Origin of the sequence: Serratia sp. CY74737 (assembly GCF_052166775.1) — a bacterium.
Classification (GTDB): Bacteria; Pseudomonadota; Gammaproteobacteria; order Enterobacterales; family Enterobacteriaceae; genus Serratia; species Serratia ureilytica.
Genome location: NZ_JBJNOF010000004.1, coordinates 15,148 through 39,199, shown reverse-complemented (window position 1 = coordinate 39,199; position 24,052 = coordinate 15,148). Strand labels below are relative to the sequence as shown.

Below are 24,052 nucleotides of genomic sequence, written 5' to 3'. Positions count from 1 at the left end.
CATCGACAGGTTAAAAAAATGTATGTAAACGTTTTCTTTCCTGTGACGTAATTCACGCAGAGCAGCGGGTCAATCGGGGTAGGATAGCGCCACCGGCCACTACCCCGATTTCAGGATCCCGCATGCCTCCAGTTCATCCGATCACTATTCGCGACGTGGCGAAACGCGCCGGCGTCTCCGTGGCGACCGTGTCTCGCGTGCTCAATCACAGCGCGCTGACCAGCAAAGAGACGCGCGAACAGGTGCTGCAGGCGGTAGCGGAACTGGGCTACCGCCCCAACGCCAATGCGCAGGCGCTGGCGACCCAAAGCAGCGATACGCTGGGCGTGGTGGTGATGGACGTGTCCGATCCGTTCTTCGGCGCGCTGGTGAAAGCGGTAGACACGGTGGCGCAGAAACACCACAAGTATCTGCTGATCGGCAACAGCTATCATCAGGCGGACAAAGAGCGCCATGCGATCGAAGTGCTGATCCGTCAGCGCTGTAACGCCCTGATTGTTCACGCCAAAGCCCTGAGCGACGCCGAACTGATCGGCTTTCTGGAGCAGGTGCCGGGCATGGTGCTGATCAATCGGATTATCCCCGGCTATGAGCCGCGCTGCGTTGGGCTGGACAACGTCAGTGGCGCTGACATGGCGATGCGTCTTCTGCTCTCGCAGGGCCATCGGCGCATCGGTTATCTGGGCTCCAATCACCCGATCGAAGACGGGCCGCTGCGTCAGCAAGGCTATGCGCAGGCGATGGCCGCCGCCGGGCTGGCGACGCCCGACAGCTGGCGCGCGTACGGTTCGCCCGATCTGCAGGGCGGCGAGGCGGCGATGGTCGAGCTGCTGGGGCGCAATTTACAGCTGAGCGCGGTGTTCGCCTACAACGACGCCATGGCCGCCGGCGCCATGGCGGTGCTGAAAGAAAACGGTATCACGGTGCCGCAGCATTTCTCGCTGATCGGCTTCGACGACATTCCTATCGCGCGCTACACCAGCCCCAAACTCACCACGGTGCGTTACCCGATCGTTTCGATGGCCACGTTGGCGACCGAGCTGGCATTACAGGGCGCAGCAGGCCTGGCGGAGCCGCAGGCGAGCCATCTGTTCATGCCGACGCTGGTGCGGCGCCATTCTGTCGCCCCCTGGCAAAGTGAGGCGACGGTCACTCTCTGACGATTTAATCTTGTGTAACCGTTTTCAATCTGTGAGAAAATTCACAGAATATTAACATCACGCCGTCTATGCTCTAGGCGTTTTCAGGCGCAAAGGCCCTTGCCGCTGTAACCGTTTATCTCGCGCTGACACAGCATTTCTCGGAAATAACAAGATCCACGGACGACAGGTGTTGAGTGGAAATCGCCTGGCCTGGGGTGCGCGCACTGCCGGTGACCATTGGCTCAAAGACGAGTAATACCCTACACAGAACCGGAGATTGACAATGAATAAGAAGGTTTTCACCCTGGCCGCCATGGCCGCTGCCATGATGTTTGGCGCCGCAGCCCATGCTGATACCCGTATTGGCGTCACGATTTACAAATACGACGACAACTTCATGTCGGTGGTGCGCAAAGCGATCGAGAAAGACGCCAAGGCTTCACCGGACGTTACCCTGTTGATGAATGACTCGCAGAACGACCAGTCCAAACAGAACGATCAGATCGACGTGCTGCTGGCCAAGGGCGTGAAAGCGCTGGCGATCAACCTGGTCGACCCGGCCGCGGCGCCGGTGGTTATCGATAAGGCGCGCGCAAACGATATCCCGGTGGTGTTCTACAACAAAGAACCTTCCCGCAAAGCGCTGGACAGCTATGACAAGGCGTATTACGTCGGCACCGATTCCAAAGAGTCCGGCGTGATCCAGGGCGAACTGATCGCCAAACACTGGAAAGCCAATCCGGCCTGGGATCTGAACAAAGACGGCCAGATCCAATTCGTGCTGCTGAAGGGCGAGCCGGGCCACCCGGATGCCGAAGCGCGCACCACCTACGTGGTGAAAACGCTGAACGAGAAAGGCATCAATACCCAACAGCTGCAGTTGGATACCGCGATGTGGGATACCGCGCAGGCGAAAGACAAGATGGACGCCTGGCTCTCCGGCCCGAACGCCAACAAGATCGAAGTGGTGATCGCCAACAACGACGCCATGGCGATGGGCGCGGTGGAAGCGCTGAAAGCGCACAACAAGACCAGTATTCCGGTGTTCGGCGTGGATGCGCTGCCTGAAGCGCTGGCGCTGGTGAAATCCGGCGCGATGGCGGGCACGGTGCTGAATGACGCCGACAATCAGGCGAAGGCCACCTTCGAGCTGGCGAAAAACCTGGCGGCGGGCAAACCGGCCACCGAAGGCACCCAATATAAAATCGAAAATAAAGTCGTGCGTATCCCTTACGTCGGCGTAGATAAAGACAACCTGTCTCAGTTCATTAAATAAGAATTGAGATCCCGCTAAGACCCCGCCTGCGGCGCCAACACCAGGGATACCGCCGGCGGGGATGTTTACGACTGCAAGATCGTTAAGCCAGGTGTATTTATGGCCGATAGCTCACGCGAATTTTTGCTGGAAATGACGGATATTTGTAAGTCATTTCCCGGCGTCAAAGCCTTGGACAATGTCAATTTACGCGTCCGTCCGCACTCCATTCACGCCCTGATGGGGGAGAACGGCGCGGGGAAATCGACGTTGTTGAAATGCCTGTTCGGCATTTACAAAAAAGACAGCGGCAGCATTGTATTTCAGGGCCGGGAAATCGACTTCAAGAGCTCGAAGGAAGCGCTGGAGCACGGCGTTTCCATGGTGCATCAGGAGCTGAACCTGGTGCTGCAGCGCACCGTGATGGACAACATGTGGCTGGGACGCTACCCGACCAAAGGCCTGTTCGTCGATCAGGACAAGATGTTCAAAGACACTCAGGCGATCTTCGACGAGCTGGATATCGACATCAACCCGCGCGAAAAGGTGGGCAACCTGTCGGTGTCGCAGATGCAGATGATCGAGATCGCCAAAGCGTTTTCCTATGACGCCAAGATCGTCATCATGGACGAACCGACCTCTTCGTTGACGGAGAAAGAGGTCAATCACCTGTTCACCATCATCCGCAAGCTGAAAGAGCGCGGCTGCGGCATCGTCTATATCTCGCACAAGATGGAAGAGATCTTCCAGCTGTGCGACGAGATAACGGTGCTGCGCGACGGCCAGTGGATCGCCACTCAGCCGCTGGAAGGGCTGGATATGGACAAGATCATCGCCATGATGGTCGGCCGCTCGCTGAGCCAGCGTTTCCCCGACAGGCAGAACACGCCGGGTGAGGTGATCCTCGAGGTGAAGAACCTGACGTCGCTGCGCCAGCCTTCGATCCGCGATGTGTCCTTCGATCTGCACCAGGGCGAGATCCTCGGCATCGCCGGGCTGGTGGGCGCCAAACGCACCGACATCGTCGAGACGCTATTCGGCATTCGCGAGAAGGTGGCGGGCACTATCAAGCTGCACGGCAAGGCGATCGACAACCACAGCGCCAACGAAGCGATTAACCACGGTTTCGCGCTGGTGACCGAAGAGCGGCGATCCACCGGGATTTACGCCTACCTCGACGTGGGGTTCAACTCGCTGATCTCCAACATCCGCAATTATAAAAACAAGCTCGGCCTGCTGGACAACGCGCGGATGAAGAGCGACACCCAGTGGGTGATCGACGCCATGCGGGTGAAAACGCCGGGGCATCACACCCATATCGGCTCGCTGTCCGGCGGCAATCAGCAGAAGGTGATCATCGGCCGCTGGCTGCTGACGCAGCCGGAGATCCTGATGCTGGATGAACCGACGCGCGGCATCGACGTGGGCGCCAAGTTCGAGATCTATCAGCTGATGACCGAGCTGGCGAAGAAGGGCAAGGGGATCATTATCGTCTCGTCCGAAATGCCGGAGCTTTTGGGGATCACCGACCGCATTTTGGTGATGAGCAACGGCCAGGTTGCGGGCATCGTTAACACCAAACAGACCTCGCAAAATGAAATCTTACGTCTCGCCTCCCTGCACCTTTAAGGATCGGAATTATGAACGCGCTAAATAAAAAAACCTTATTTACCTATTTCAAGGAAGGCGGCATTTACGTGGTGTTGCTGGTGCTGTTGGCCATCATCATCATTCAGGACCCCACTTTCCTCAGCCTGATGAACCTGAGCAATATCCTGACGCAGTCTTCGGTGCGCATCATCATCGCGCTGGGCGTGGCGGGGCTGATCGTGACTCAGGGCACCGACCTGTCCGCCGGGCGGCAGGTGGGGCTGGCGGCGGTGGTGGCGGCCACGCTGCTGCAGTCGATGGATAACGTCAACAAAGTGTTCCCGCACATGGAAACCTGGTCGATTCCTGTGGTTATCCTGCTGGTGTGTGCGGTCGGCGCGGTGATCGGCCTGGTTAACGGCCTGATTATCGCCTACCTCAACGTGACGCCGTTCATCACCACGTTGGGCACTATGATCATCGTCTACGGCATCAACTCGCTGTATTACGATTCGGTCGGCGCGTCGCCGGTCGCCGGCTTCGATCCGAAGTTCTCCACCTTTGCCCAAGGCTTCTTGCGCTTCGGCGACTTTAAGCTGTCGTACATCACCTTCTATGCGCTGATTGCCATCATTTTCGTCTGGATCCTGTGGACCAAGACCCGCTTCGGCAAGAACATCTTCGCCATCGGCGGCAACCCGGAAGCGGCCAAAGTGTCCGGCGTCAACGTGCCGCTGAACCTGATCATGATCTATGCGCTGTCCGGCGTGTTCTATGCCTTCGGCGGCTTGCTGGAAGCGGGGCGCATCGGCAGCGCCACCAACAACCTCGGCTTTATGTATGAGCTGGACGCCATCGCCGCCTGCGTGGTGGGGGGCGTCTCGTTTGCCGGCGGGGTGGGTACGGTGTGGGGCGTGGTGACCGGGGTGATCATCTTTACCGTCATCAACTACGGCCTGACCTATATCGGCATCAACCCGTACTGGCAGTACATCATCAAGGGCAGCATCATCATCTTCGCCGTGGCGCTGGACTCGTTGAAATACGCCAAGAAGAAGTAGATCTACCGCAGCAGAGACGACAAGGCCGGCAAAATATGCCGGCCTTTCTTTTGGGCGTTTGCCGCGTCAAGGCTGTTTGGCTTTCTGCTTCTCTTCTTTCAGCTTGTGCTCCAGTTCCACCAACTGTTCCGGCGAGACGGCGGGATAACCCTGGGCGTCTTCCGGCACGGTGTGCATGGCGGAGATCGGGATCAGCGGGCCGAGGAAGCGCGGCTCGCGCTTGAGGATGTACAGATCGGTCAGCGCGCCCAGACGGGCGAAGATCTCGCGGGCGCGCACCGTCATCATGTCCTTCGGCGACGGCACCGCGTAACACTGCGCCTGAATGCCCATGTGCAGGGCGATAAACAGCGCGCGCTCGCAGTGGAAGCGCTGGGTGATGATGATGAAATCGTTGGTGTCGAACACCTTGCGGGTACGCACGATGGAATCCAGGGTGCGGAAGCCGGCGTAATCCAGCACGATATCGCTCGGCGCCACGCCGGCGGCGATCAGATCGCGGCGCATGGTCATCGGTTCGTTATAGCTTTGCTGGGCATTGTCGCCGCTCAGCAGCAGGTATTTCACCTTGCCGCTGTTATAGGCGTTGATCGCTCCCTGAATGCGGTAACGGTAGTACTGGTTGATCACGCCGGTGCGATAATACTTGGCGGTGCCGAGCACTACGCCGACCTGGCGATGCGGTAATTCCTGCAGTTCGTCGTAGACGTAAGGCGCGGTTTTCCAGCTGATCCAGCGATCGAGCGCAATAGCCGAGCCCATCAGCACCGCAATGATGATGAACAGGCTGATTATCAGGCGTTTCCACATGTTGTTGCCTTACGCGCACCGGGCTGAAAAAGATGGATCAAGGCTACTTTACCTGACCGACCGACGCAAGACGCGAACTGCCTGAAGCACGCGCGTCGCCGCATTTTTCGGCGGTTTTGCCGCACAAAAAAGCCCGGCGAAGCCGGGCTGGGTCATTTCAGCGCGTCAATCAGAACGAGGTGCGCTTATAGCTGCGGTACTGCGGCCGCCAGAAGTTGTGCTCGATGGCTTTCGACAGTGCGTCTTCGGAGGTGACGATCGCCACACCCTGCAGCTGCGCCGCTTTGCCCACTTCCATGGCGATGCACTTGGATACGCCCTGAATATCGTCGATATTCGGCAGCAGCGCGCCGTGGCCGTCGGTCGCCAGCGGCGAACAATCCGCCAGCGCGCGGCTGGCGGCCATCAGCATGGCGTCGGTGACGCGGGTGGCGCCGGAGGCCAGCACGCCCAAACCGATGCCCGGGAAGATGTAGGAGTTGTTGCACTGAGCAATCGGGTACAGCTGCTCTTTGTAGCTTACCGGCGCAAACGGGCTGCCGGTCGCGACCAGGGCGGCGCCGTCGGTCCAGTTGATGATGTCTTCCGGACGGGCTTCCACGCGCGAGGTTGGGTTGGACAGTGGCATCACGATAGGGCGTTCGCAGTGCTTGTGCATCTCGCGGATCAGCTCTTCGGTAAACAGCCCCGGCTGGCCGGAAACGCCGATCAGAATGGTCGGCTTGGCGTTGCGCACCACGTCCAGCAGCGAGATGGCGTCGCTGGCGGTTTCCCAACCGGCCAGGTTGTCGCTCTTCTGCACCAGCTTGCTCTGGAAGTCGAGCAGGTTCGGCAGTTTGTCGGTCAGCAGGCCGAAACGGTCAACCATGAATACGCGGGCGCGCGCTTCGTCTTCGCTCAACCCCTCGGACTTCATCTGCGCGATGATCTGTTCGGCGATGCCGCAGCCGGCGGAACCGGCGCCGAGGAAGGTGACGGTCTGATCGCGCAGCTGGCTGCCGGCGGCGCGGCTGGCGGCGATCAGGCTGCCGAGGGTGACCGCGGCGGTGCCCTGGATGTCGTCGTTAAAGCAGCAGATCTCGTCGCGGTAGCGGTTCAGCAGCGGGGTGGCGTTGTTCTGCGCGAAGTCTTCGAACTGCAGCAGCACGTTCGGCCAGCGGCGTTTGACCGCCTGAATAAACTCTTCGACGAAGGCGTGGTATTCCTCGCCGGAGATGCGCGGATGGCGCCAGCCCATGTACAGCGGATCGTTGAGGCGCTGCGGGTTGTTGGTGCCGACGTCCAACACTACCGGCAGGGTATAGGCCGGGCTGATGCCGCCGCAGGCGGTATACAGCGACAGCTTGCCGATGGGAATGCCCATGCCGCCGATGCCCTGGTCGCCCAGGCCGAGAATGCGTTCGCCGTCGGTCACCACGATCACCTTGACGTTCTGCTTGGTGGCGTTTTGCAGCATGTCATCGATGCGATCGCGGTTCGGGTAGGAGATGAACAGCCCGCGCGCGCGGCGGTAGATATCTGAGAAGTGTTCACAGGCCTCGCCGACGGTCGGGGTGTAGATGATTGGCATCATCTCGCTCAGGTGCGAGTCCAGCAGGCGATAGAACAGGGTTTCGTTGGTGTCCTGGATGTTGCGCAGGTAGATGTGCTTATCGTTATCGTTCTTGAAATCCTGATACTGACGGTAGGCGCGTTCCACCTGTTCTTCGATGGTCTCCACCGCTTCCGGCAGCAGGCCGTGCAGGTTGAAGTGGCTACGTTCTTCCTCGGTGAAAGCGCTGCCTTTGTTCAGCAGCGGAAATTCCAGCAGAATCGGGCCGGCGTAAGGGATGTAGAGCGGACGTTTGCTTTCGTATTCTAGTTCCATCAGTTTTACTCTTCACGTATCAGATAACTGTATTGCCGACGATCCTAAAAGATAAAGAGAAGATGTACAGCATTTGTTGCCCGATGATGAACCAGGTTGGCGTAATTATCGACAATCAAATGATTTTTTAACTAAAGAAAGTGTTTCTGGAGGCGTCGGGGCATTGTATTTGGCGGGCGGTGCTGTTAACGGCGGAACCGGATGGCCCCGCCGTCGTGCGCTTAGAAGGCGGCGCGGCTGACGTTTTGGCAACCCAGCGCCGCCAGGGTGACGCGGGTGGCATCCCATTGGCTGATGCTCGCGTCCTGCGGTTCGGCCAGGACGGCGCGACGGATAGCCCGGCAGTCGCCGCCGGAGAGGTTCAGCAGGATCAGCGCGGCCTGCAGCGGCGGTAGGCTCGGGTTAAAAGCGGCGTTTTCCGCATAGCGGCCGGCGTAGAGGCTGCCGTCTGCCGTTTCCAGCGCCACGCCGCTGTGGGCGTTGCTGTACGGCGCGTGGCTCCGGTTGGCCGCCGCCAGCGCCGCTTGCGTCAGCGCATCGTTCAGCGGCAGTTGATGCCCGTGATTGACCTCGTCCATCAGCAGTGAAGCGACATCCAGATCTTTCGGGCCGAAGGCGTCCGGCAGATAGTCCGCCAGCGTGGCCGGCGAGCGGCCAGGCAAACGGATTTGCAGCGCGCCGCCGCTGTTCAGCTCATTCATAAACTGGCGGCAGTGTCCGCACGGCGTATAGTTGACGGTGATCGAGGCCAGCGCTTTTTCGCCGCGCAGCCAGGCGTGAGTCACTGCGCTTTGTTCTGCATGCACGGATTGCTGCAGCGGCGCGCCGCTGAATTCCATATTGGCGCCGAAATAGAGATTGCCGCTTTGCCCGCGCGCGATGGCGCCGACGTGGAAATGCGATATCGGGGTTAACGAGCAGGCCGCCGCCAGCGGCAGCAGCGCGAATGCCAGCGCGTCATCGTCCAACCCGCAACCTGAGCGGATCGCCGCCGCTTGCTCGGCCGTGAACATCGCCGGAAAGTCGGACGCGTCCAGATAGGGCTGCAGGGCGGATTGCAGTGTCGCGGGCAGTGCGCTGAAAGCGGTGTGAAAACGCGGATGCATGGAAGGTCTCTCTACAGGTTAACGGGATCACATTCTAGGCAGGCCAGAGACATTAAAGTGTGATCAATATCTCTTAAATGATGAAATCAATGCAATAAAAGGTGTAAATGCGAGATGTATCGCAAGTTTCATCCTGATCAACCGAACAGATGCAACAGCACCGGAAACACAAACGGCGCCAGCAGCGAGGTGATGATGCCGCAGATCACCAGCGCCAGCGAGCCGAAGGCGCCCTCCTGATAGTCCATCTCCGCGCAGCGCGCGGTGCCCAGCGCGTGGGAAGCCGTGCCCATCGCCAGGCCACGCGCCGAGGGGACCGTGATTTTCAACAGGTTGAACAGCGTGTGGCCGAACACGGCGCCGAGGATGCCGACGAAAATAACGCAAACCGCGCTGATCGCCGGAATGCCGCCGAGCGAGTCCGCGACGGCCATCGCGATCGGTGTAGTGACCGATTTCGGCAAGATAGAGGCGGCGATTTCCGGCGTGGCGCCCAACCACAGGGCGATGGCGCCGCCGCTGATCATGGCGGTCAGGCTGCCGATGAAGCACACCGTGATAATCGACTTCCAGCGCGCGCGGATTTGGTGCAACTGCTCATACAGCGGGAAGGCCAGCGCGACGACCGCCGGCTGCAGCAGATCGTTGAGGATCCTGCTGCCCTGGAAGTAGCGCTCATAGGAAATGCCGCTGAGCAGCAGCAGCGGGATGATCACCGCCATGGACACCAGCAGCGGATTGAGCAGCGGCATGTTCAACCGGCGCGCCAGCCAGCGCGCGGCGAAATAGACCGCCAGCGTCAGCGGCAGCGACCACCAGATTTCATGGATCATGAGTTGCCCTCCGTGTCGTCGGGCTTGCCGGCAATGCGCCGCTCGCGGTGAAAATAGTGTGAGGTATAGCCGACCACCACCAGCACCATCAGCGTGCTGATCAGGCAAGAAATGACCAGCGGGCCCAGATGCGCAACGATCTGGTCGTAATATTTCATCACGCCGACGCCGATCGGCACGAACAGCAGCACCATGTAGCGGATCAGCAAATGACAGCCGGGTTTAACCCATTTGGCCGGCAGGATCTGGGTGGAGAGCAGCGCGAACAGCAAGAGCATGCCGATGATGCTGCCGGGAATGGCGAACGGCAGCAGCGCTGCCACTGCGTTGCCGACGAACAGACACAGGTAGATGAGGAGCAGGGCCCTGAGGTATTTCCAGCACAGTGTGAGCACGTTGGCCATTGTCTTTTCCCGTTTAACCGATGCATTCATCATACAATTAAACTGTGAGCCACGCCACAGATCGCACTATGAATTCTCGCTATGCCTGCCATGCGCGATCGGCGGGTTGACATCCTGCTTTGAGAATTGCAGGCAGGGTCAGCGCGCGTCTTCGGCCGTTGCCGCAGAACGTTCCGCCAAACGATGGCCGAGGAAGAAAAACAGCAGGCTGAGCAGCGCGGCGACGATCAGCATCACGAACATCAGCGGCGGCGCGGCGTAGCTGAGCATGACCCCGCACAGCACCGGGTTGATGGCGCCGCCCAATGCGCTGAGGTTTTGTACGCCATAGTAGCTGCCTTTCAGGTGCGGCGGCGCGATAAAGTCGATGAACATGTATTCCACCGGGATAACGATGATCTCGCCTAAGGTAAACACCGCCATCGCCGCCAGCCATAGCCAGACCGCCTGGCCGGCCACCATAAAACCGAGCAGCCCGACGATGAAAAACAGCGTGCCCAGCGCCAGCCAGCGCAGCATATTTTCCTGGCGCATGCCGCGGCTGAGCAGGTATTGCAGGGCGATGACGATACCGGCGTTGACGATCATCACCAACCCGATGATTTTGTAGGCGAACTCGGCGCTGGAGACGGTGATCAGGTACTGCGACAGATAGCCCGTGAACTGACCGAACACCACCGCGCCCAGCGTGCTGCCGAGGGTGAAGTAGATCAGCCGTCGATCGCTTCGCAAGATGGCCAGCGTTTGACGGAAGTTGGCAAGCGCGGCCGATGCGGCGGCGCTTGGTGCCGGGCGCTGTTCACCACCGCGCAAGCGCAGGCTCAGCGCCGTCACCGTCGCCAGCGCCAGGCCGCCTGACAGGTAGAACGGCAGCAGCGAACTCAGCCCGGCCACCAGAACGCCGAGCGCAGAGCCGATCGCCCAGCCGACGTTGACCAGCGTGTAGTTGATTGAAAAAGCCTTGATGCGCTGCTCGACCGGCAGCCAATCGGCGAAACAGGCCTTAATGGTGATGCTCAGCACCGAATAACAGGTATGCAGGATCGCCAGCACCACGATCACGCCGCCGGGACGCGGGATCCAGGGAATGGCGAAGAAACTCAGCGCGAACAATAAAATCGATAGCAGGATCAGGCGGTTTTTGCTGAATTTGTCCACCAGATAGCCGCCGTACAGGCTGGCGATGATGCCGAGGGTGAGGCTGACGCCCAGGATCACGCCCACGCTTTTCGGCAACAGCTGGAAGTGCTCGGTGAGGTAGATGGTGATGAACGGCAGCGTGACGCCGCGGCCGATGGTCAACACCAGCGAACTGGCCAGCAGTACGTTGATCAGCGAGGGGAATCCCTTCATTTGAAACCTGTTTATGCATACAGTTATTGGGCGATGCAGATAACATAGCGCATTTTGGCGGGGACGGAAGGGGGCTGCCGATATTTATCTGAAAAACAGAGGCTGCGTCGGCAGCCTCGTGAAAAACAGCATTATTTACCGTGTTCGGCCTGCAGCGTGGCGAACCACGGCTGAACGAAATCGCTGCTGCTGCCCCAGCCGGGGATGATCTTCGCCAGGCCGGCGACGTTGACCGGCCCCGGTTGCGCCAGCAGCAGCGCCTGCGGAATGACCGCCGCTTTGAACTGATAGTTGTCCGGCGTGCTTTCCCCGGCGATCTTGTTGGCCACCAGGCGTAGGTTGACCGCGCCGATCAGCTTCGGATCCACCGCCACGCTGACCTGCCACGGGCTGCCGGCCTCGCGCATCAGGTGTAAATCCTGATTGGAGATATCGATGCTGTACAGCTTGATTTCGGTGCGGCCGTTCTCTTTCAACGCCTTGTAAGCCCCTTGGGTAAAGGCGTCCCACGTGCCCCAGATGGCGTCGATCTTGCCTTTCGGGTATTTCGCCAGCACCGCGCCCACCTTGTTGGCGGTATCGCCCTGTACGTCGGATGAGACCGCGCCGATCGATTCCAGCTCATGAATGCCCGGATGCTGTTTCAGCAACTGCTGATAAGCGGCCTGACGGCGCTCCATCGGCGGGAAGCCGGCCACCCACAGCTTGACAATTTTGGCCTGGCCGTTGAAATCCTTCACCAGTTGGCCGAAGGAGGCATTGGCCAGTGAAGCGTCGTCCTGCTGCGAGACGGTGACGCCGGGAACGCTGCCGCTGACGTCGGTATCGAAAGCCGCGACGGCGATGCCGGCCGCCGCGATGCGCTTGACCAGGTCGGTGGAATAGGGGGCTCGCCCCTGCGAGAGAATGATGCCGTCATATTTCTGGCTGATAGCCTGATTGACGAAGTCCTGGAAGCGCGCGTCGTCGCCGTTGCTGAGGAAGGTATCCACCTTAAAGCCCAGCTTGCGCCCTTCCTGAATGGCGCCCGCCAAAAATTGCGTGGTGTTGTCGTCGGATCCGAGGTTGCGGATCACCGCGATGCGCACCGGCCCCTGATGCTGAGCGATGGCGGCGGGTACGGCGGCGTTTTCCGCCGCCTGCAGCGGCAGGGCGGACAACAGACTGAGGGCGAGCAGCGAAGTCTTGAGGTTTTTCATTATTATAGGCTCCAAAAAAGCAGGGAAACGATCCCGGTGAAGGTCTGTTATAGCAGTCTTTCTGTCTGGACGTCTATTTTGGGTTTCGGAGCATCATAGCCGGATGCGGCGGGCAGGGGAATCAGGGCGGTTATGACTTTTTCTTCATGCTTATAACGTGGGGGTTGGGGCAATAAAAAAGGGCCGAGCAAGCTCGACCCTCCCTACGCCGCGCATCTGCGCGATTACTTGACCTGCATGCCAGGCTGCGCGCCGCTGTCCGGGCTCAGCAGGAAGATCTCTTTCCCGCCTGGGCCCGCCGCCATCACCATGCCTTCTGACACGCCGAAGCGCATTTTACGCGGCGCCAGGTTGGCGACCATGATGGTCAGACGGCCTTCCAGCGCTTTCGGATCCGGGTAAGCGGAGCGAATGCCGGAGAAGATTTGGCGCGATTCGCCGCCCAGATCCAGCTGCAGCTTCAGCAGCTTGTCGGAGCCCTCGACAAAGTCGGCGCTCTTGATCAGGGCGATACGCATGTCGACCTTGGCGAAGTCGTCGAAGGTGATGGTTTCCTGGATCGGATCGTCAGCCAGCGGGCCGGTCACCGGCTTGGCGGCGGCCATGTCTTCTTTCGAGGCGCTGACCATCTCGTTGACCTTGTCCAGATCGATGCGGTTGAACAGCGCTTTGAACGCGTTCACCTGATGGCCCAGCAGCGGCTGCGGGATCGCGTCCCAGCTCAGCTCGGCGTTAAGGAACGCTTCGGCGCGTTCGGTCAGCGAAGGCAGCACCGGCTTAAGGTAAGTCATCAGCACGCGGAACAGGTTGATGCCCATCGAGCAGATGGCCTGCAGATCGGCGTCGCGGCCTTCTTCCTTCGCCACCACCCACGGCGCCTGCTCATCCACGTAACGGTTGGCCAAATCGGCCAGCGCCATGATTTCGCGGATTGCGCGGCTGAACTCGCGGGCGGCGTAGGCTTCGGCGATGCTCTGGGCCGCGTCGACGAAGGTCTGGTACAGCGCCGGATCGGCCAGGGTGTCGGCCAGCTTGCCGCCGAAGCGCTTGTTGATAAAGCCGGCGTTGCGCGAAGCCAGGTTCACCACCTTGTTGACGATGTCGGCATTGACGCGCTGCACGAAGTCTTCCAGATTGAGATCGATGTCGTCAATACGTGAAGAGAGCTTGGCGGCGTAGTAATAGCGCAGGCAGTCGGCGTCGAGGTGCTGCAGGTAGGTGCCGGCCTTGATGAAGGTGCCGCGCGACTTGGACATCTTGGCGCCGTTCACCGTCACGTAACCGTGCACGAACAGGTTGGTCGGTTTGCGGAACTGGCTGCCTTCCAGCATCGCCGGCCAGAACAGGCTGTGGAAGTAGACGATGTCCTTGCCGATAAAGTGGTACAGCTCGGTGGTGGAGTCTTTGCGCCAGAACTCGTCGAAGTCCAGATCGCCGCGCTTGTCGCACAGGTTCTTGAAGGAGCCCATGTAGCCGATCGGCGCGTCCAGCCAGACGTAGAAGTATTTGCCCGGCGCATCCGGGATTTCGAAGCCGAAGTAAGGCGCATCGCGGGAGATGTCCCACTGCTGCAGGCCGGATTCGAACCACTCCTGCATCTTGTTCGCTACCTGCTCCTGCAGCGCGCCGGAGCGCGTCCACGCCTGCAGCATTTCGCTGAAGGCCGGCAGGTCGAAGAAGAAGTGCTCGGAGTCGCGCATCACCGGCGTCGCGCCGGAAACCACGGACTTCGGATCGATCAGTTCCGTCGGGCTGTAGGTGGCGCCACACACTTCGCAGTTGTCGCCGTACTGGTCTGGCGATTTGCATTTCGGGCAGGTGCCTTTCACGAAACGATCCGGCAGGAACATGCCTTTCTCCGGATCGTACAGCTGAGAAATGGTGCGGTTCTTGATAAACCCGTTTTCTTTCAAGCGGCTGTAAATCAGGGTGGACAGCTCACGGTTTTCATCACTATGGGTCGAATGATAGTTGTCATAGCTGATGCCAAAGCCGGCGAAATCCTGTTGGTGCTCCTGGCTCATCTCCGCGATCATTTCTTCCGGTTTAACGCCCAGTTGCTGCGCTTTCAGCATGATCGGCGTGCCGTGCGCGTCGTCCGCGCAGATGAAATGCACTTCGTGGCCGCGCATTCGTTGGTAACGCACCCAGATATCCGCCTGGATGTGCTCGAGCATGTGGCCGAGATGGATGGAACCATTTGCGTACGGTAGCGCGCACGTCACCAATAATTTTTTCGCGACTTGAGCCATAGTGAGAACTTGCTTTCTGTAATGAATAAAAGGGCCTTCGATGTTAACCGATCGCGCCCTTCGCTGCTAGGGCGGTTTCTTACAGGTTATACGCGCCAGCCGCCGCGCAGTTCTGGTATGCTTAGCCGGAAGCTACCCATTCAAAATCAAGGAGCCGGGATGAACGCAAAATCCCCTGAGCAGACCAACCCCGAAGTTCTGCGCGCCCTGGTGACCGGTGTACTGGCCGCCTTTGAACACCCGACGTTGAAAAACAACCTGACCGCATTGAAGGCTATCCATCACTGCGCGTTGCTGGACGATGTACTGCATATCGAACTGACGATGCCCTTTGCCTGGCAGAGCGGTTTTGAAGCGCTGCAGGCGAGCGTCGGCCCCGAACTGCTGCGCGTGACCGGCGCCGGCACCATCGATTGGAAGCTGAAACACGATATCACGACGCTGAAGCGCGCCAACGCGCAGGCCGGGATCAAAGGCGTGCGCAACATCATCGCCGTCAGCTCCGGAAAAGGCGGAGTGGGGAAATCCAGCACCGCCGTCAACCTGGCGCTGGCGCTGGCCGCCGAAGGGGCCAAGGTCGGCATTCTGGACGCCGACATTTACGGCCCGTCGATCCCCAACATGCTGGGCACCGAACATGAGCGGCCGACCTCGCCGGACGGTCAGCATATGGCACCAATCATGGCGCACGGGCTGGCGACCAACTCCATCGGTTATCTGGTGACCGACGACAACGCCATGGTGTGGCGCGGCCCGATGGCCAGCAAGGCGTTGATGCAGCTGCTGCAGGATACGCTGTGGCCGGATCTGGATTACCTGGTGCTGGACATGCCGCCGGGCACCGGTGACATCCAACTGACGCTGTCGCAAAACATTCCGGTGACAGGCGCGCTGGTGGTCACCACGCCGCAGGATATCGCCTTGCTGGATGCCGCCAAAGGCATCGTAATGTTCGAGAAAGTGCATGTGCCGGTACTGGGCATTGTCGAGAACATGAGCGTGCATATCTGCAGCAACTGCGGCCACCATGAGCCGATCTTCGGTACCGGCGGCGCCGAGAAGCTGGTGCAGAAATATAACAGCCGTCTGCTGGGGCAAATGCCGCTGCATATCTCGCTGCGTGAAGATCTGGATCGCGGTACGCCGACGGTGATCAGCCGCCCGGAGAGCGAATTCGCCGAGAGGTATCGCCAGCTCGCCGGCCGCGTGGCCGCGCAGATGTATTGGCAGGGCGAGGCGATCCCGACGGAGATTGCGTTCCGCGCGCTGTAATCTGTTTGCGGTAGTGAAAGAACCCGGCTTAAGCGCCGGGTTTTTTATAGGATGCGGGCAGGGTTGTGCAGGTCGGCACGGATATAAGGGCGTTCGATCTGCGCCAGCGTTTTGGCGATATGTTCCAGCAATCCCTGGGTGGGCGCCGGCTGCCGCTGCCCCATCAGCGCCAACGGCAAGGCCAGCGCGATGGCCAAATGCGGCCAGGCAAGCTGTGGTCGCGTTTTCCCTCGCTGCAGCCATAAAAACAGCGCGCTGGCCAGGTAGCCTAAAATCAGCCCGCTGATCACCTCGGATACGGAATGCACGCGGATCTCCAAGCGCGACACGCCGATGGTGAAAGGCAATATCCACCCGGTCAACAACGCGATGCTGCGCACCGGATGGGAAAATCGACCGGTTAAAGCCCAAAGCAGCGGCGGCCAGATGCTCGCGGCGAGGGCCGAATGGCCGCTGAATCCGGTGAAGTCATAACTTGCGCTACCAATGCCCCAGCCCATAAAGGCCAACTTGGACAGGCAGACCAGCCCGCCGGTGAAACCGAAGATCAGCGCCCATTGCCAGCCTGCCGCGCGAGTGGCGGGAAACACGATCAGCAACAAAAACAGAATCAGCGCGCAGGGCAGCAGCAGCATACTGTCGCCGAAAAAAGTCAAAAAATACCAATCCAGCACATCATTCTCCGATGAAAGACTACGGGGTCCCTAGGTCAGCACAGAAGTGTAACCTGTTGCGGGGCATTGCCCTAGCCGTGAGATTCTTAAAATGTCATATCGCCGGTACGGCGCGATAGCCTGAATTCGCCCGCCGTCGCGTAATATACAGTGGCGCAAACCCCGACGACTCCCTATAATTGTCGCGTTTTAGTTCCCTCCCTTCACATTACGAAATCAGGTCTTTAATTTTATGACTGACAATCCGCATCAGTGCGTCATTATTGGTATAGCTGGCGCATCTGCCTCCGGAAAAAGCCTTATTGCCAGCACGTTGTACCGCGAACTCCGCGAGCAGGTCGGCGATGAGCACATCGGCGTTATTCCAGAAGACAGTTACTATAAAGACCAGAGTCACCTGACCATGGAAGAACGGGTTAAAACCAACTATGACCACCCGAGCGCCATGGATCACAACCTGCTGTTCCAGCATTTGCAGATGCTGAAGGCCGGCAAAGCGATCGAACTGCCGCTGTACAGCTACACCGAGCACACGCGCAAGAAAGAAACCGTTCACCTGAAACCTAAAAAAGTCATTATTCTGGAAGGGATCTTGCTGCTGACGGATATCCGCTTGCGCCAGGAGATGAATTTCTCGATCTTCGTCGACACGCCGCTGGATATCTGCCTGATGCGCCGCATGAAGCGCGATGTCAACGAGCGTGGCCGCTCAATGGATTCGGTGATGGCGCAATACCAGAAGACCGTGCGCCCGATGTTCCTGCAGTTTATCGAACCTTCCAAACAATACGCCGATATCATCGTCCCGCGCGGCGGCAAAAACCGCATCGCGATCGATATTCTGAAAGCCAAAATCAGCCAATTCTTTGAATAATACCGCTTAATGGCCGGAAATGTGTATTTCCGGCCGGCGGCCAACTATTTGCACCCCGGCGTAGACCTTTCGCCCGTTGTGTGGCAATTTTTGTTTAGTTACGCGTTTTGATGGAGAAGAGAGACATGAGACTGTGCGACCGCGATATAGAAGCCTGGCTGGATAGCGAGAAACTGGTGATTTCCCCGCGTCCGCCGCTCGAACGCATCAACGGGGCCACAGTAGATGTCCGTTTGGGCAACCAGTTCCGCGTGTTCAGCGGCCATACCGCGCCTTTTATCGATCTCAGCGGGCCGAAAGACGAAGTCAGCGCTGCGTTGGATCGCGTGATGAGCGACGAAATTGTCCTGCCGGAAGGCGAGGCGTTTTTCCTTCATCCCGGCGAGCTCGCCCTGGCGGTGACGTTCGAATCCGTGACGCTGCCGGACGATCTGGTGGGTTGGCTCGACGGCCGTTCTTCTCTGGCGCGCCTGGGGTTGATGGTGCACGTCACTGCGCACCGTATCGATCCGGGCTGGCACGGACGCATCGTGCTGGAATTTTACAACTCCGGCAAACTGCCGCTGGCGCTGCGGCCGGGGATGCTGATCGGCGCCTTGAGCTTTGAACCGTTGTCCGGCCCGGCGGCCCGGCCATACAACAGCCGTCAGGACGCGAAGTATCGCGATCAGCAGGGCGCAGTAGCCAGTCGAATCGACAAGGACTAACGGCGCGGGATGCACCGTCGGTGTGGCGCTGACAAGAGGGTGGCATGAGAAGATTACTGACGACATTGGCGATTTTACTGGTGGTGGTGGTGGCGGGGATGTGCGCGCTGGTACTGCTGGTCAATCCGAATGATTTTCGCGGTTACATGGTCAAAAAGGTCGAGCAGAAGAGCGGCTATCAGCTGACGCTCGAAGGCGACCTGCGCTGGCATATCTGGCCGCAGCTCAGCATTTTGGCCGGGCGCATGACGCTGACCGCGCCGGGCGCGAAAGCGCCGGTGGTGAGCGCGGAAAATATGCGCCTCGATGTCAAACTGTTGCCTCTGCTGTCGCATCAGCTGTTTGTGAAACAGGTGATGCTGAAAAACGCCGTCATTCGCCTCACGCCCGATAGCGAAGAGCATTCGCAGATGGATGCCCCGATCGCGCCGTCCGGCACTGGCACAGACGCGACAGACGTGGCCTGGAAGTTCGATATCGATAATCTGCGGGTCGTGGACAGTCTGCTGATTTGGCAGCGCGCCGACAATGAGCAAATCAATGTCCGGGATATCAATCTCACCCTGCAACAAACGCAGACGCGGCAAGCGCAGCTGGAACTTTCCAGCCGGGTCAACCGCGATCAACGCGACCTGACCTTCAGCATGGCGGCCGATGTCGACTTGCAGCAGTTCCCTCGCCAGATTGGCGCCAAAGTCACCCAGTTCAATTATCAACTGGCGGGTGCGGACATTCCGAACGGCGGTATTCAGGGAGAGGGCAATGCGCAGGTGGTCTATCAGCAGACGCCGGCGCAGATTGCCGTCAGCCAGCTGAGCGTCAGTGCCAATAACAGCCAATTGACCGGCGATATCAGCGCCACGCTGGGGGCGGTGCCCGGCTATGTGGTGAACCTCAATTCGGCTAACCTCGATCTCGATGCGCTCTCCGGCTGGCAATCCAGCACCAATACCGCCGAACAACCCGCCGTGACTTCCGCGCCGGTGATCGCCAGCCAGGTTGACGATCGGCAGCAGAATTTAGAGGCGCTGCGCGATTTCAATGCGCAGTTGAATCTGCAGGCCGCGCAGTTGACCTATCGCGGTATGAACGTCACTCAGTTGGCCGTCGTGGCGGACAACCAACGCGGACTGCTGACGCTGCATAAACTCGCCGGACAATTGGCCGGCGGTGATTTCTCCTTGCCGGGCTCGCTGGACGCGCGCGGCAATAAACCGGTGATCAGCGTGCAGCCGGCGCTGGACCAGGTTGAACTGGGCACGGTGCTCAAAGCCTTCGACATGCCGCAGATGTTGACCGGCAAATTCAGCATGAAAGGGGATTTGACCGGCGATCGCCTCTCTTCACAGTCATTTGAGCGCCGCTGGCGCGGTACGGCGCAGCTGGCGATGCAGGATGCGCAGCTGCATGGCCTGAACATTCAGCAACTGATCCAGCAGGCTGTGGCGCGCAACGATAACAGCGTGCGCGGGCAAGACAGCTATCAGCGTTATACCGAGGTCAAAAACGTCTCGGCGCAGGCCAGTCTGAATCAGGGCACGATCAAGCTCAGCGGTCTGACGGCGGATTCTCCTTTGCTGGCGCTGACCGGCGCCGGCAGCATCGATATGCCGGGCAAACAGTGCGATATGGCGCTTAACGTGCGCGTCACCGGCGGATGGCAAGGGCGCGGCGAGCTGATCGAGCAACTGCAAAAAACGCCGATCCCGCTGCGGGTCTATGGGCCGTGGCAACAGCTCAACTATCAACTGCAGGTCGATCAGGTGTTGCGTAAAACGCTGCAGGATCGGGCTAAAGATGCGCTGAACAAATGGGCTGAAAAGAACAAGGATTCGCGCGAAGGTCAGGATCTGAAGAAGCTGCTCGACAAGCTGTAATCCCTCCGATGCGGGCCACATTGTGGCCCGCGTCAATATCGAGGTTCCCGCGATAATTTCTCTCCGTTACCTTGATGAAGGTCATGAAGACCTCTGCTCAGTTTGTGCAGAGTAGAGACCAGTTTTGCTAGTACTGTGCGCTTGAGCGCGAAAACATGACGAGTTGAGGAAACATGATAGAGCTCCTTATTGGCGCCGCAGTCGCGGCGGGCGTGGGCCGTTACATTATCAAGGGATATTCCGCTACCGGCGTCTTGTTGGTGGGGGGGCTGCTGCTGCTCGGCATGAGCGCCCTGATGGGGAAAACGCTGTTGCCCTCCGGCGCGGTTTCTACCGGCTGGCGAGCGACCGACATAATCGAATACGTCAAGATTTTGCTGATGAGCCGCGGCGGCGATCTCGGCATGATGATCATGATGCTGTGCGGCTTTGCCGCCTACATGACGCATATCGGCGCCAACGACGTGGTCGTCAAGCTGGCTTCTCGTCCGCTGCAGATGATCAATTCGCCTTATCTGCTGATGGTGGCGGCGTATTTTGTCGCCTGCCTGATGTCGCTGGCGGTCTCTTCCGCCACCGGCCTCGGCGTGCTGCTGATGGCGACGCTGTTCCCGTTGATGGTGAACGTGGGCATCAGCCGCGGCGCGGCGGCTGCCATTTGCGCTTCGCCGGCGGCGATTATTCTGGCGCCGACGTCCGGTGACGTGGTGCTGGCGGCCAAAGCGGCGGAGATGCCGCTGGTGGACTTTGCGTTCAAAACCACGTTGCCTATCTCGATTGCCGCCATTGTCTGCATGGCTGTAGCGCATTTTTTCTGGCAGCGTTATCTCGACAGAAAGAGCAATGAACAGCATCACATCATGGACGTCAGCGAAATCAAAACCCATGCGCCGGGATTTTACGCGATATTGCCGTTTACACCGATCCTCGGCGTGCTGATTTTCGACGGCAAATGGGGACCGGAGCTGCACATCATTACCGTGTTGGTGGGTTGCATACTGTTGGCGGCATTGATTGAGTTCGTGCGCAGTTTCAGCGCGAAACAGGTATTCAGCGGCCTGGAAGTGGCCTATCGCGGCATGGCCGACGCATTCGCCAGCGTGGTCATGCTGTTGGTGGCCGCCGGGGTCTTCGCGCAAGGGTTGAGCACCGTCGGCTTTATCAGCGGGTTGATCGGGCTGGCGCAGTCGTTCGGCACCGGCGGTTTGATCATGATGTTGGTGCTGGTGGTGATCACCATGCTGGCGGCCATGACCACCGGCTCCGGCAATGCGCCGTTCTATGCGTTTGTCGAACTGATCCCGAAACTGGCGGCGCAAATGGGCGTTAATCCGGCTTATCTGGTGATCCCGATGCTGCAGGCGTCTAACCTCGGCCGCACGCTGTCGCCGGTCTCCGGCGTGGTGGTGGCGGTCTCCGGCATGGCGAAAATCTCACCGTTCGACGTGGTGAAGCGCACTTCGGTGCCGGTGATTGTCGGGCTGGTGGTGGTGATCGTGGCGACGGAGTTGCTGGTTCCCCAGTAAAACCAAGGCCGGGCAATGCCCGGCCTCAATGTTAAACCTCGTAGTCCTCCGGTGGGGGAGGCGGGGTGATTTTCACTTTCAGGATACGGTGGCTGTTGACCTCCAACGGCTCGAACAGGTAGTCACCGATCGTGATTTGTTCGCCTTCTTGCGGCACGCGCTGGCTATGTTCCATCAGCAGCCCAGCCAGCGTGTGGTATTCACGCTTTTCTTCCAACGGCATCGGCAGGTACAACACCAGATCTTCCAGCGGCATATAGCCGTTGGCGGTCCAACTGCCGTCCTCGTTTTGCTGAATGTCGTGGCGTGCATCCACCTCTTCGCCGGCCTCCGGCAGGTTGCCGGCGATGGTTTCCATCACGTCCGTCAGGGTGACGATGCCTTCGACGGAACCGAACTCATCGACCACAAAGGCAAAGTGCGTCTGTGCCTGGCGGAATTGCTCAAGGGCGCTCAACAGCGTGAGCTGCTCCGGGAAGATCAACGGTTGGCGTATCAGCGCGCGCAGATCCAGCGGCGCCTGCGCCAGCTGCTGTTTGAGAACGTCGATAGTGTGGATAACGCCCAACGGCTCATCGCTGGCGCTGCTTTCTACCACCACGATGCGCGTGTGTTGATTGCGCTCCAGCAATTGCGTCAGCTTCTCCTGCGGATCGTTCAGCTCAAGGTATTCGACGTCGTGACGCGAGGTCATGATGCTGCTGACCGTGCGCTGCGCCATGCCCAACACGCGTTCGATCATGCGCCGCTCTTGCTGATTGAAGATCTCGCCGTTTTCGCTGTCGCTGTCGGCCAGCAGATTGGCGGAATGACTGTCGACCTCGGCTTCTTCATGTTTGCCGCTCAGCATGCGCAGCACCGCCTCGGCGGTACGTTCGCGCAGCGGCCGCACCTTAGACAGGAAACGACGGCGGTTGAACTGCGCCAGTTGGTTCAATGCTTCGATCATCACCGAGAAGCCGATCGCCGCGTAGAGATAGCCTTTCGGAATGTGGTAGCCGAAGCCCTCCGCCACCAGGCTGAAACCGATCATCAGCAGGAAGCTCAGGCACAGAATGACGATAGTCGGGTGAGCGTTAACGAAGCGCGTTAGCGGTTTGCTGGCCAGCAGCATCAGGCCGATGGCGATACAGACCGCGATCATCATCACCGCCAGGTGGTCGACCATGCCGACCGCGGTGATCACCGAGTCGAGCGAGAAGACGGCGTCCAGCACCACGATCTGCGCTACCACCGGCCAGAAGCGCGCGCCTTTGCGTGTGCCGTGCTGCTCTTCATCCTTGCCCTCCAGCCGCTCGTTCAGCTCCATGGTGGCTTTGAACAGCAGGAATATGCCGCCGACCAGCATGATCAGATCGCGGCCGCTGAAGGGGTGTTCTGCAACGATGAACATCGGTTTGGTCAGCGTCGCCAGCCACGAGATGGAGGCGAGCAACGCCAGACGCATCACCAGCGCCAGCAACAGACCGACGACACGAGCCTTATCTCTTTGTTGTTTTGGTAGTTTATCCGCCAGAATGGCGATGAAGACAAGGTTGTCTATGCCCAGAACGATTTCCAGCACGACCAATGTGGCCAGGCCGGCCCAAATTGTTGGATCAGCGATCCATTCCATACGCCCAATTTCACCTGTAAGTTCTACGGCTTATGCCGCACGGGAATGATGGGCGCTGAGGCGGCAAAATTCAACTTGAATCAGAGGAAGTGGATGAAAACAGGTTATTTCGGCAGAAAAAGTACCCAATATTTCAAAGCACATTCAGGTGTAGCTGGCATCACGGAGAAACGGTACATGAGAATGTTAACTGGGTTGTTCATAAAAGATACATGCTTTAAATATCAATAATATCAACGTATTGAAATAGGTTTCTTATGCTATTATTTGCATGGGTCCAGCGAGTTAGTAGTCTTATTCTGAAAACACCTAGCCACGGGTATCTAAGGCTTGTATCAGCAAGTCAATAGTATAAGAATCTTAGCCATATAAGCCAAGATAACTCGCGTTTTTTGGTTATAAGGGCATAGATTCTTGTTGTTCTTCAAGCTGCGAAATATCAACGTGTGATGCGCGCTCTTTGTCATGTACAGAAACGTGCTTAGCGTTCATTGGATTGCGACAGGAATTTTCATAACAGCGTTTTGGCAGCTATAAGCCAAGGGCGGTAGCGTGTCTGATCGAATAGTTTGCGTTGCCATGCTTTGCCTAAAATGTGTGATTTATACTATATAAATCAGCTAATTGCTTGTGGA

At 58.8% G+C, this 24,052-nt stretch carries 19 protein-coding genes; 9 read left to right on the top strand and 10 right to left on the bottom strand.

The genetic code is table 11. From position 1 onward, the window contains the following. The first annotated feature begins 122 nt into the window (after positions 1 to 122). The 4 genes from galS (at position 123) to mglC (ending at position 5,048) form a co-directional block, all read left to right on the top strand. The gene (gene galS, locus ACJ8PE_RS06330; RefSeq protein ID WP_042784038.1) at positions 123 to 1,160 is read left to right on the top strand and encodes an HTH-type transcriptional regulator GalS; all 1,038 of its coding nucleotides are present in this window, start codon (positions 123 to 125) and stop codon (positions 1,158 to 1,160) included. A 265-nt stretch (positions 1,161 to 1,425) separates the two neighbouring features. Continuing rightward, complete coding sequence (mglB, locus tag ACJ8PE_RS06325; RefSeq protein ID WP_197793117.1) at positions 1,426 to 2,418, top strand: galactose/glucose ABC transporter substrate-binding protein MglB; 993 nt, start codon at positions 1,426 to 1,428, stop codon at positions 2,416 to 2,418. A gap of 99 nt (positions 2,419 to 2,517) precedes the next feature. Further along, positions 2,518 to 4,026 (top strand): galactose/methyl galactoside ABC transporter ATP-binding protein MglA, encoded by a 1,509-nt coding sequence (gene mglA, locus ACJ8PE_RS06320; protein WP_004938959.1) that lies wholly within the window; start codon positions 2,518 to 2,520, stop codon positions 4,024 to 4,026. 11 nt (positions 4,027 to 4,037) lie between these two features. Then, positions 4,038 to 5,048: a galactose/methyl galactoside ABC transporter permease MglC gene (gene mglC, locus ACJ8PE_RS06315; protein ID WP_033642445.1), complete on the top strand. Its 1,011-nt coding sequence runs from the start codon at positions 4,038 to 4,040 to the stop codon at positions 5,046 to 5,048. A gap of 66 nt (positions 5,049 to 5,114) precedes the next feature. Here mglC and sanA read toward each other — a convergent pair whose 3' ends face one another. From sanA to metG, 8 genes are all read right to left on the bottom strand, one after another. Continuing rightward, entirely contained in the window at positions 5,115 to 5,858 is a 744-nt protein-coding gene (gene sanA / locus ACJ8PE_RS06310) for an outer membrane permeability protein SanA (protein WP_004938948.1), read from the bottom strand. Between the two features lie 169 nt (positions 5,859 to 6,027). After that, on the bottom strand, positions 6,028 to 7,725 hold the full coding sequence (locus ACJ8PE_RS06305) for an NAD-dependent malic enzyme (RefSeq protein ID WP_004938945.1): 1,698 nt from the start codon (positions 7,723 to 7,725) through the stop codon (positions 6,028 to 6,030). A gap of 221 nt (positions 7,726 to 7,946) precedes the next feature. Beyond that, positions 7,947 to 8,831: a cytidine deaminase gene (gene cdd, locus ACJ8PE_RS06300; RefSeq protein ID WP_197793116.1), complete on the bottom strand. Its 885-nt coding sequence runs from the start codon at positions 8,829 to 8,831 to the stop codon at positions 7,947 to 7,949. Positions 8,832 to 8,968: 137 nt separating this feature from the next. Continuing rightward, the gene (locus tag ACJ8PE_RS06295; RefSeq protein WP_094143039.1) at positions 8,969 to 9,664 is read right to left on the bottom strand and encodes a CidB/LrgB family autolysis modulator; all 696 of its coding nucleotides are present in this window, start codon (positions 9,662 to 9,664) and stop codon (positions 8,969 to 8,971) included. Beyond that, the gene (locus ACJ8PE_RS06290; protein ID WP_033642448.1) at positions 9,661 to 10,068 is read right to left on the bottom strand and encodes a CidA/LrgA family protein; all 408 of its coding nucleotides are present in this window, start codon (positions 10,066 to 10,068) and stop codon (positions 9,661 to 9,663) included. Before ACJ8PE_RS06290 ends, ACJ8PE_RS06295 begins: the two co-directional genes overlap by 4 nt. 138 nt (positions 10,069 to 10,206) lie before the next feature. Next, the gene (locus ACJ8PE_RS06285) at positions 10,207 to 11,421 is read right to left on the bottom strand and encodes an MFS transporter (protein WP_197760152.1); all 1,215 of its coding nucleotides are present in this window, start codon (positions 11,419 to 11,421) and stop codon (positions 10,207 to 10,209) included. Positions 11,422 to 11,552: 131 nt separating this feature from the next. Continuing rightward, positions 11,553 to 12,620, bottom strand: coding sequence for a sugar ABC transporter substrate-binding protein (locus tag ACJ8PE_RS06280; protein ID WP_197793115.1), 1,068 nt, complete (start codon positions 12,618 to 12,620; stop codon positions 11,553 to 11,555). Positions 12,621 to 12,844: 224 nt separating this feature from the next. Beyond that, positions 12,845 to 14,872 (bottom strand): methionine--tRNA ligase, encoded by a 2,028-nt coding sequence (gene metG, locus ACJ8PE_RS06275; protein WP_099783548.1) that lies wholly within the window; start codon positions 14,870 to 14,872, stop codon positions 12,845 to 12,847. A gap of 159 nt (positions 14,873 to 15,031) precedes the next feature. Here metG and apbC point away from each other — a divergent pair, with 159 nt between their 5' ends. Continuing rightward, positions 15,032 to 16,144, top strand: coding sequence for an iron-sulfur cluster carrier protein ApbC (gene apbC / locus ACJ8PE_RS06270; protein WP_197793114.1), 1,113 nt, complete (start codon positions 15,032 to 15,034; stop codon positions 16,142 to 16,144). A 44-nt stretch (positions 16,145 to 16,188) separates the two neighbouring features. On the opposite strand, the gene ACJ8PE_RS06265 is transcribed toward apbC, so the two are convergent. Continuing rightward, a complete protein-coding gene (locus ACJ8PE_RS06265; protein WP_197793113.1) occupies positions 16,189 to 16,818 on the bottom strand; it encodes a phosphatase PAP2 family protein in 630 nt (209 codons plus the stop codon). A 232-nt stretch (positions 16,819 to 17,050) separates the two neighbouring features. On the opposite strand from ACJ8PE_RS06265, the gene udk reads away from it, so the two are divergent. The 4 genes from udk to dcuC all read left to right on the top strand — a co-directional run bounded on the left by udk (position 17,051) and on the right by dcuC (position 21,802). Next, positions 17,051 to 17,692, top strand: coding sequence for a uridine kinase (gene udk / locus ACJ8PE_RS06260; protein WP_033642454.1), 642 nt, complete (start codon positions 17,051 to 17,053; stop codon positions 17,690 to 17,692). A gap of 125 nt (positions 17,693 to 17,817) precedes the next feature. Further along, on the top strand, positions 17,818 to 18,399 hold the full coding sequence (dcd, locus tag ACJ8PE_RS06255; protein ID WP_019454407.1) for a dCTP deaminase: 582 nt from the start codon (positions 17,818 to 17,820) through the stop codon (positions 18,397 to 18,399). Between the two features lie 44 nt (positions 18,400 to 18,443). Further along, positions 18,444 to 20,276 carry an outer membrane assembly protein AsmA gene (asmA, locus tag ACJ8PE_RS06250; protein WP_197793111.1) on the top strand — a complete coding sequence of 611 codons (1,833 nt, stop codon included), beginning with the start codon at positions 18,444 to 18,446 and terminating at the stop codon, positions 20,274 to 20,276. A 173-nt stretch (positions 20,277 to 20,449) separates the two neighbouring features. Then, positions 20,450 to 21,802 (top strand): anaerobic C4-dicarboxylate transporter DcuC, encoded by a 1,353-nt coding sequence (gene dcuC / locus ACJ8PE_RS06245; RefSeq protein WP_197793110.1) that lies wholly within the window; start codon positions 20,450 to 20,452, stop codon positions 21,800 to 21,802. Between the two features lie 31 nt (positions 21,803 to 21,833). Here the strand turns inward: dcuC and ACJ8PE_RS06240 are convergent, their stop codons facing one another. Then, complete coding sequence (locus ACJ8PE_RS06240; RefSeq protein WP_033642457.1) at positions 21,834 to 23,417, bottom strand: TerC family protein; 1,584 nt, start codon at positions 23,415 to 23,417, stop codon at positions 21,834 to 21,836. Positions 23,418 to 24,052: the final 635 nt, after the last annotated feature.

Bases quoted from the DNA above. Each gene is read 5' to 3' on its own strand.
- galS (WP_042784038.1), top strand. From the start codon at position 123: ATGCCTCCAGTTCATCCGATCACTATTCGCGACGTGGCGAAACGCGCC.
- mglB (WP_197793117.1), top strand. From the start codon at position 1,426: ATGAATAAGAAGGTTTTCACCCTGGCCGCCATGGCCGCTGCCATGATG.
- mglA (WP_004938959.1), top strand. From the start codon at position 2,518: ATGGCCGATAGCTCACGCGAATTTTTGCTGGAAATGACGGATATTTGT.
- mglC (WP_033642445.1), top strand. From the start codon at position 4,038: ATGAACGCGCTAAATAAAAAAACCTTATTTACCTATTTCAAGGAAGGC.
- sanA (WP_004938948.1), bottom strand. From the start codon at position 5,858: ATGTGGAAACGCCTGATAATCAGCCTGTTCATCATCATTGCGGTGCTG.
- ACJ8PE_RS06305 (WP_004938945.1), bottom strand. From the start codon at position 7,725: ATGGAACTAGAATACGAAAGCAAACGTCCGCTCTACATCCCTTACGCC.
- cdd (WP_197793116.1), bottom strand. From the start codon at position 8,831: ATGCATCCGCGTTTTCACACCGCTTTCAGCGCACTGCCCGCGACACTG.
- ACJ8PE_RS06295 (WP_094143039.1), bottom strand. From the start codon at position 9,664: ATGATCCATGAAATCTGGTGGTCGCTGCCGCTGACGCTGGCGGTCTAT.
- ACJ8PE_RS06290 (WP_033642448.1), bottom strand. From the start codon at position 10,068: ATGGCCAACGTGCTCACACTGTGCTGGAAATACCTCAGGGCCCTGCTC.
- ACJ8PE_RS06285 (WP_197760152.1), bottom strand. From the start codon at position 11,421: ATGAAGGGATTCCCCTCGCTGATCAACGTACTGCTGGCCAGTTCGCTG.
- ACJ8PE_RS06280 (WP_197793115.1), bottom strand. From the start codon at position 12,620: ATGAAAAACCTCAAGACTTCGCTGCTCGCCCTCAGTCTGTTGTCCGCC.
- metG (WP_099783548.1), bottom strand. From the start codon at position 14,872: ATGGCTCAAGTCGCGAAAAAATTATTGGTGACGTGCGCGCTACCGTAC.
- apbC (WP_197793114.1), top strand. From the start codon at position 15,032: ATGAACGCAAAATCCCCTGAGCAGACCAACCCCGAAGTTCTGCGCGCC.
- udk (WP_033642454.1), top strand. From the start codon at position 17,051: ATGACTGACAATCCGCATCAGTGCGTCATTATTGGTATAGCTGGCGCA.
- dcd (WP_019454407.1), top strand. From the start codon at position 17,818: ATGAGACTGTGCGACCGCGATATAGAAGCCTGGCTGGATAGCGAGAAA.
- asmA (WP_197793111.1), top strand. From the start codon at position 18,444: ATGAGAAGATTACTGACGACATTGGCGATTTTACTGGTGGTGGTGGTG.
- dcuC (WP_197793110.1), top strand. From the start codon at position 20,450: ATGATAGAGCTCCTTATTGGCGCCGCAGTCGCGGCGGGCGTGGGCCGT.
- ACJ8PE_RS06240 (WP_033642457.1), bottom strand. From the start codon at position 23,417: ATGGAATGGATCGCTGATCCAACAATTTGGGCCGGCCTGGCCACATTG.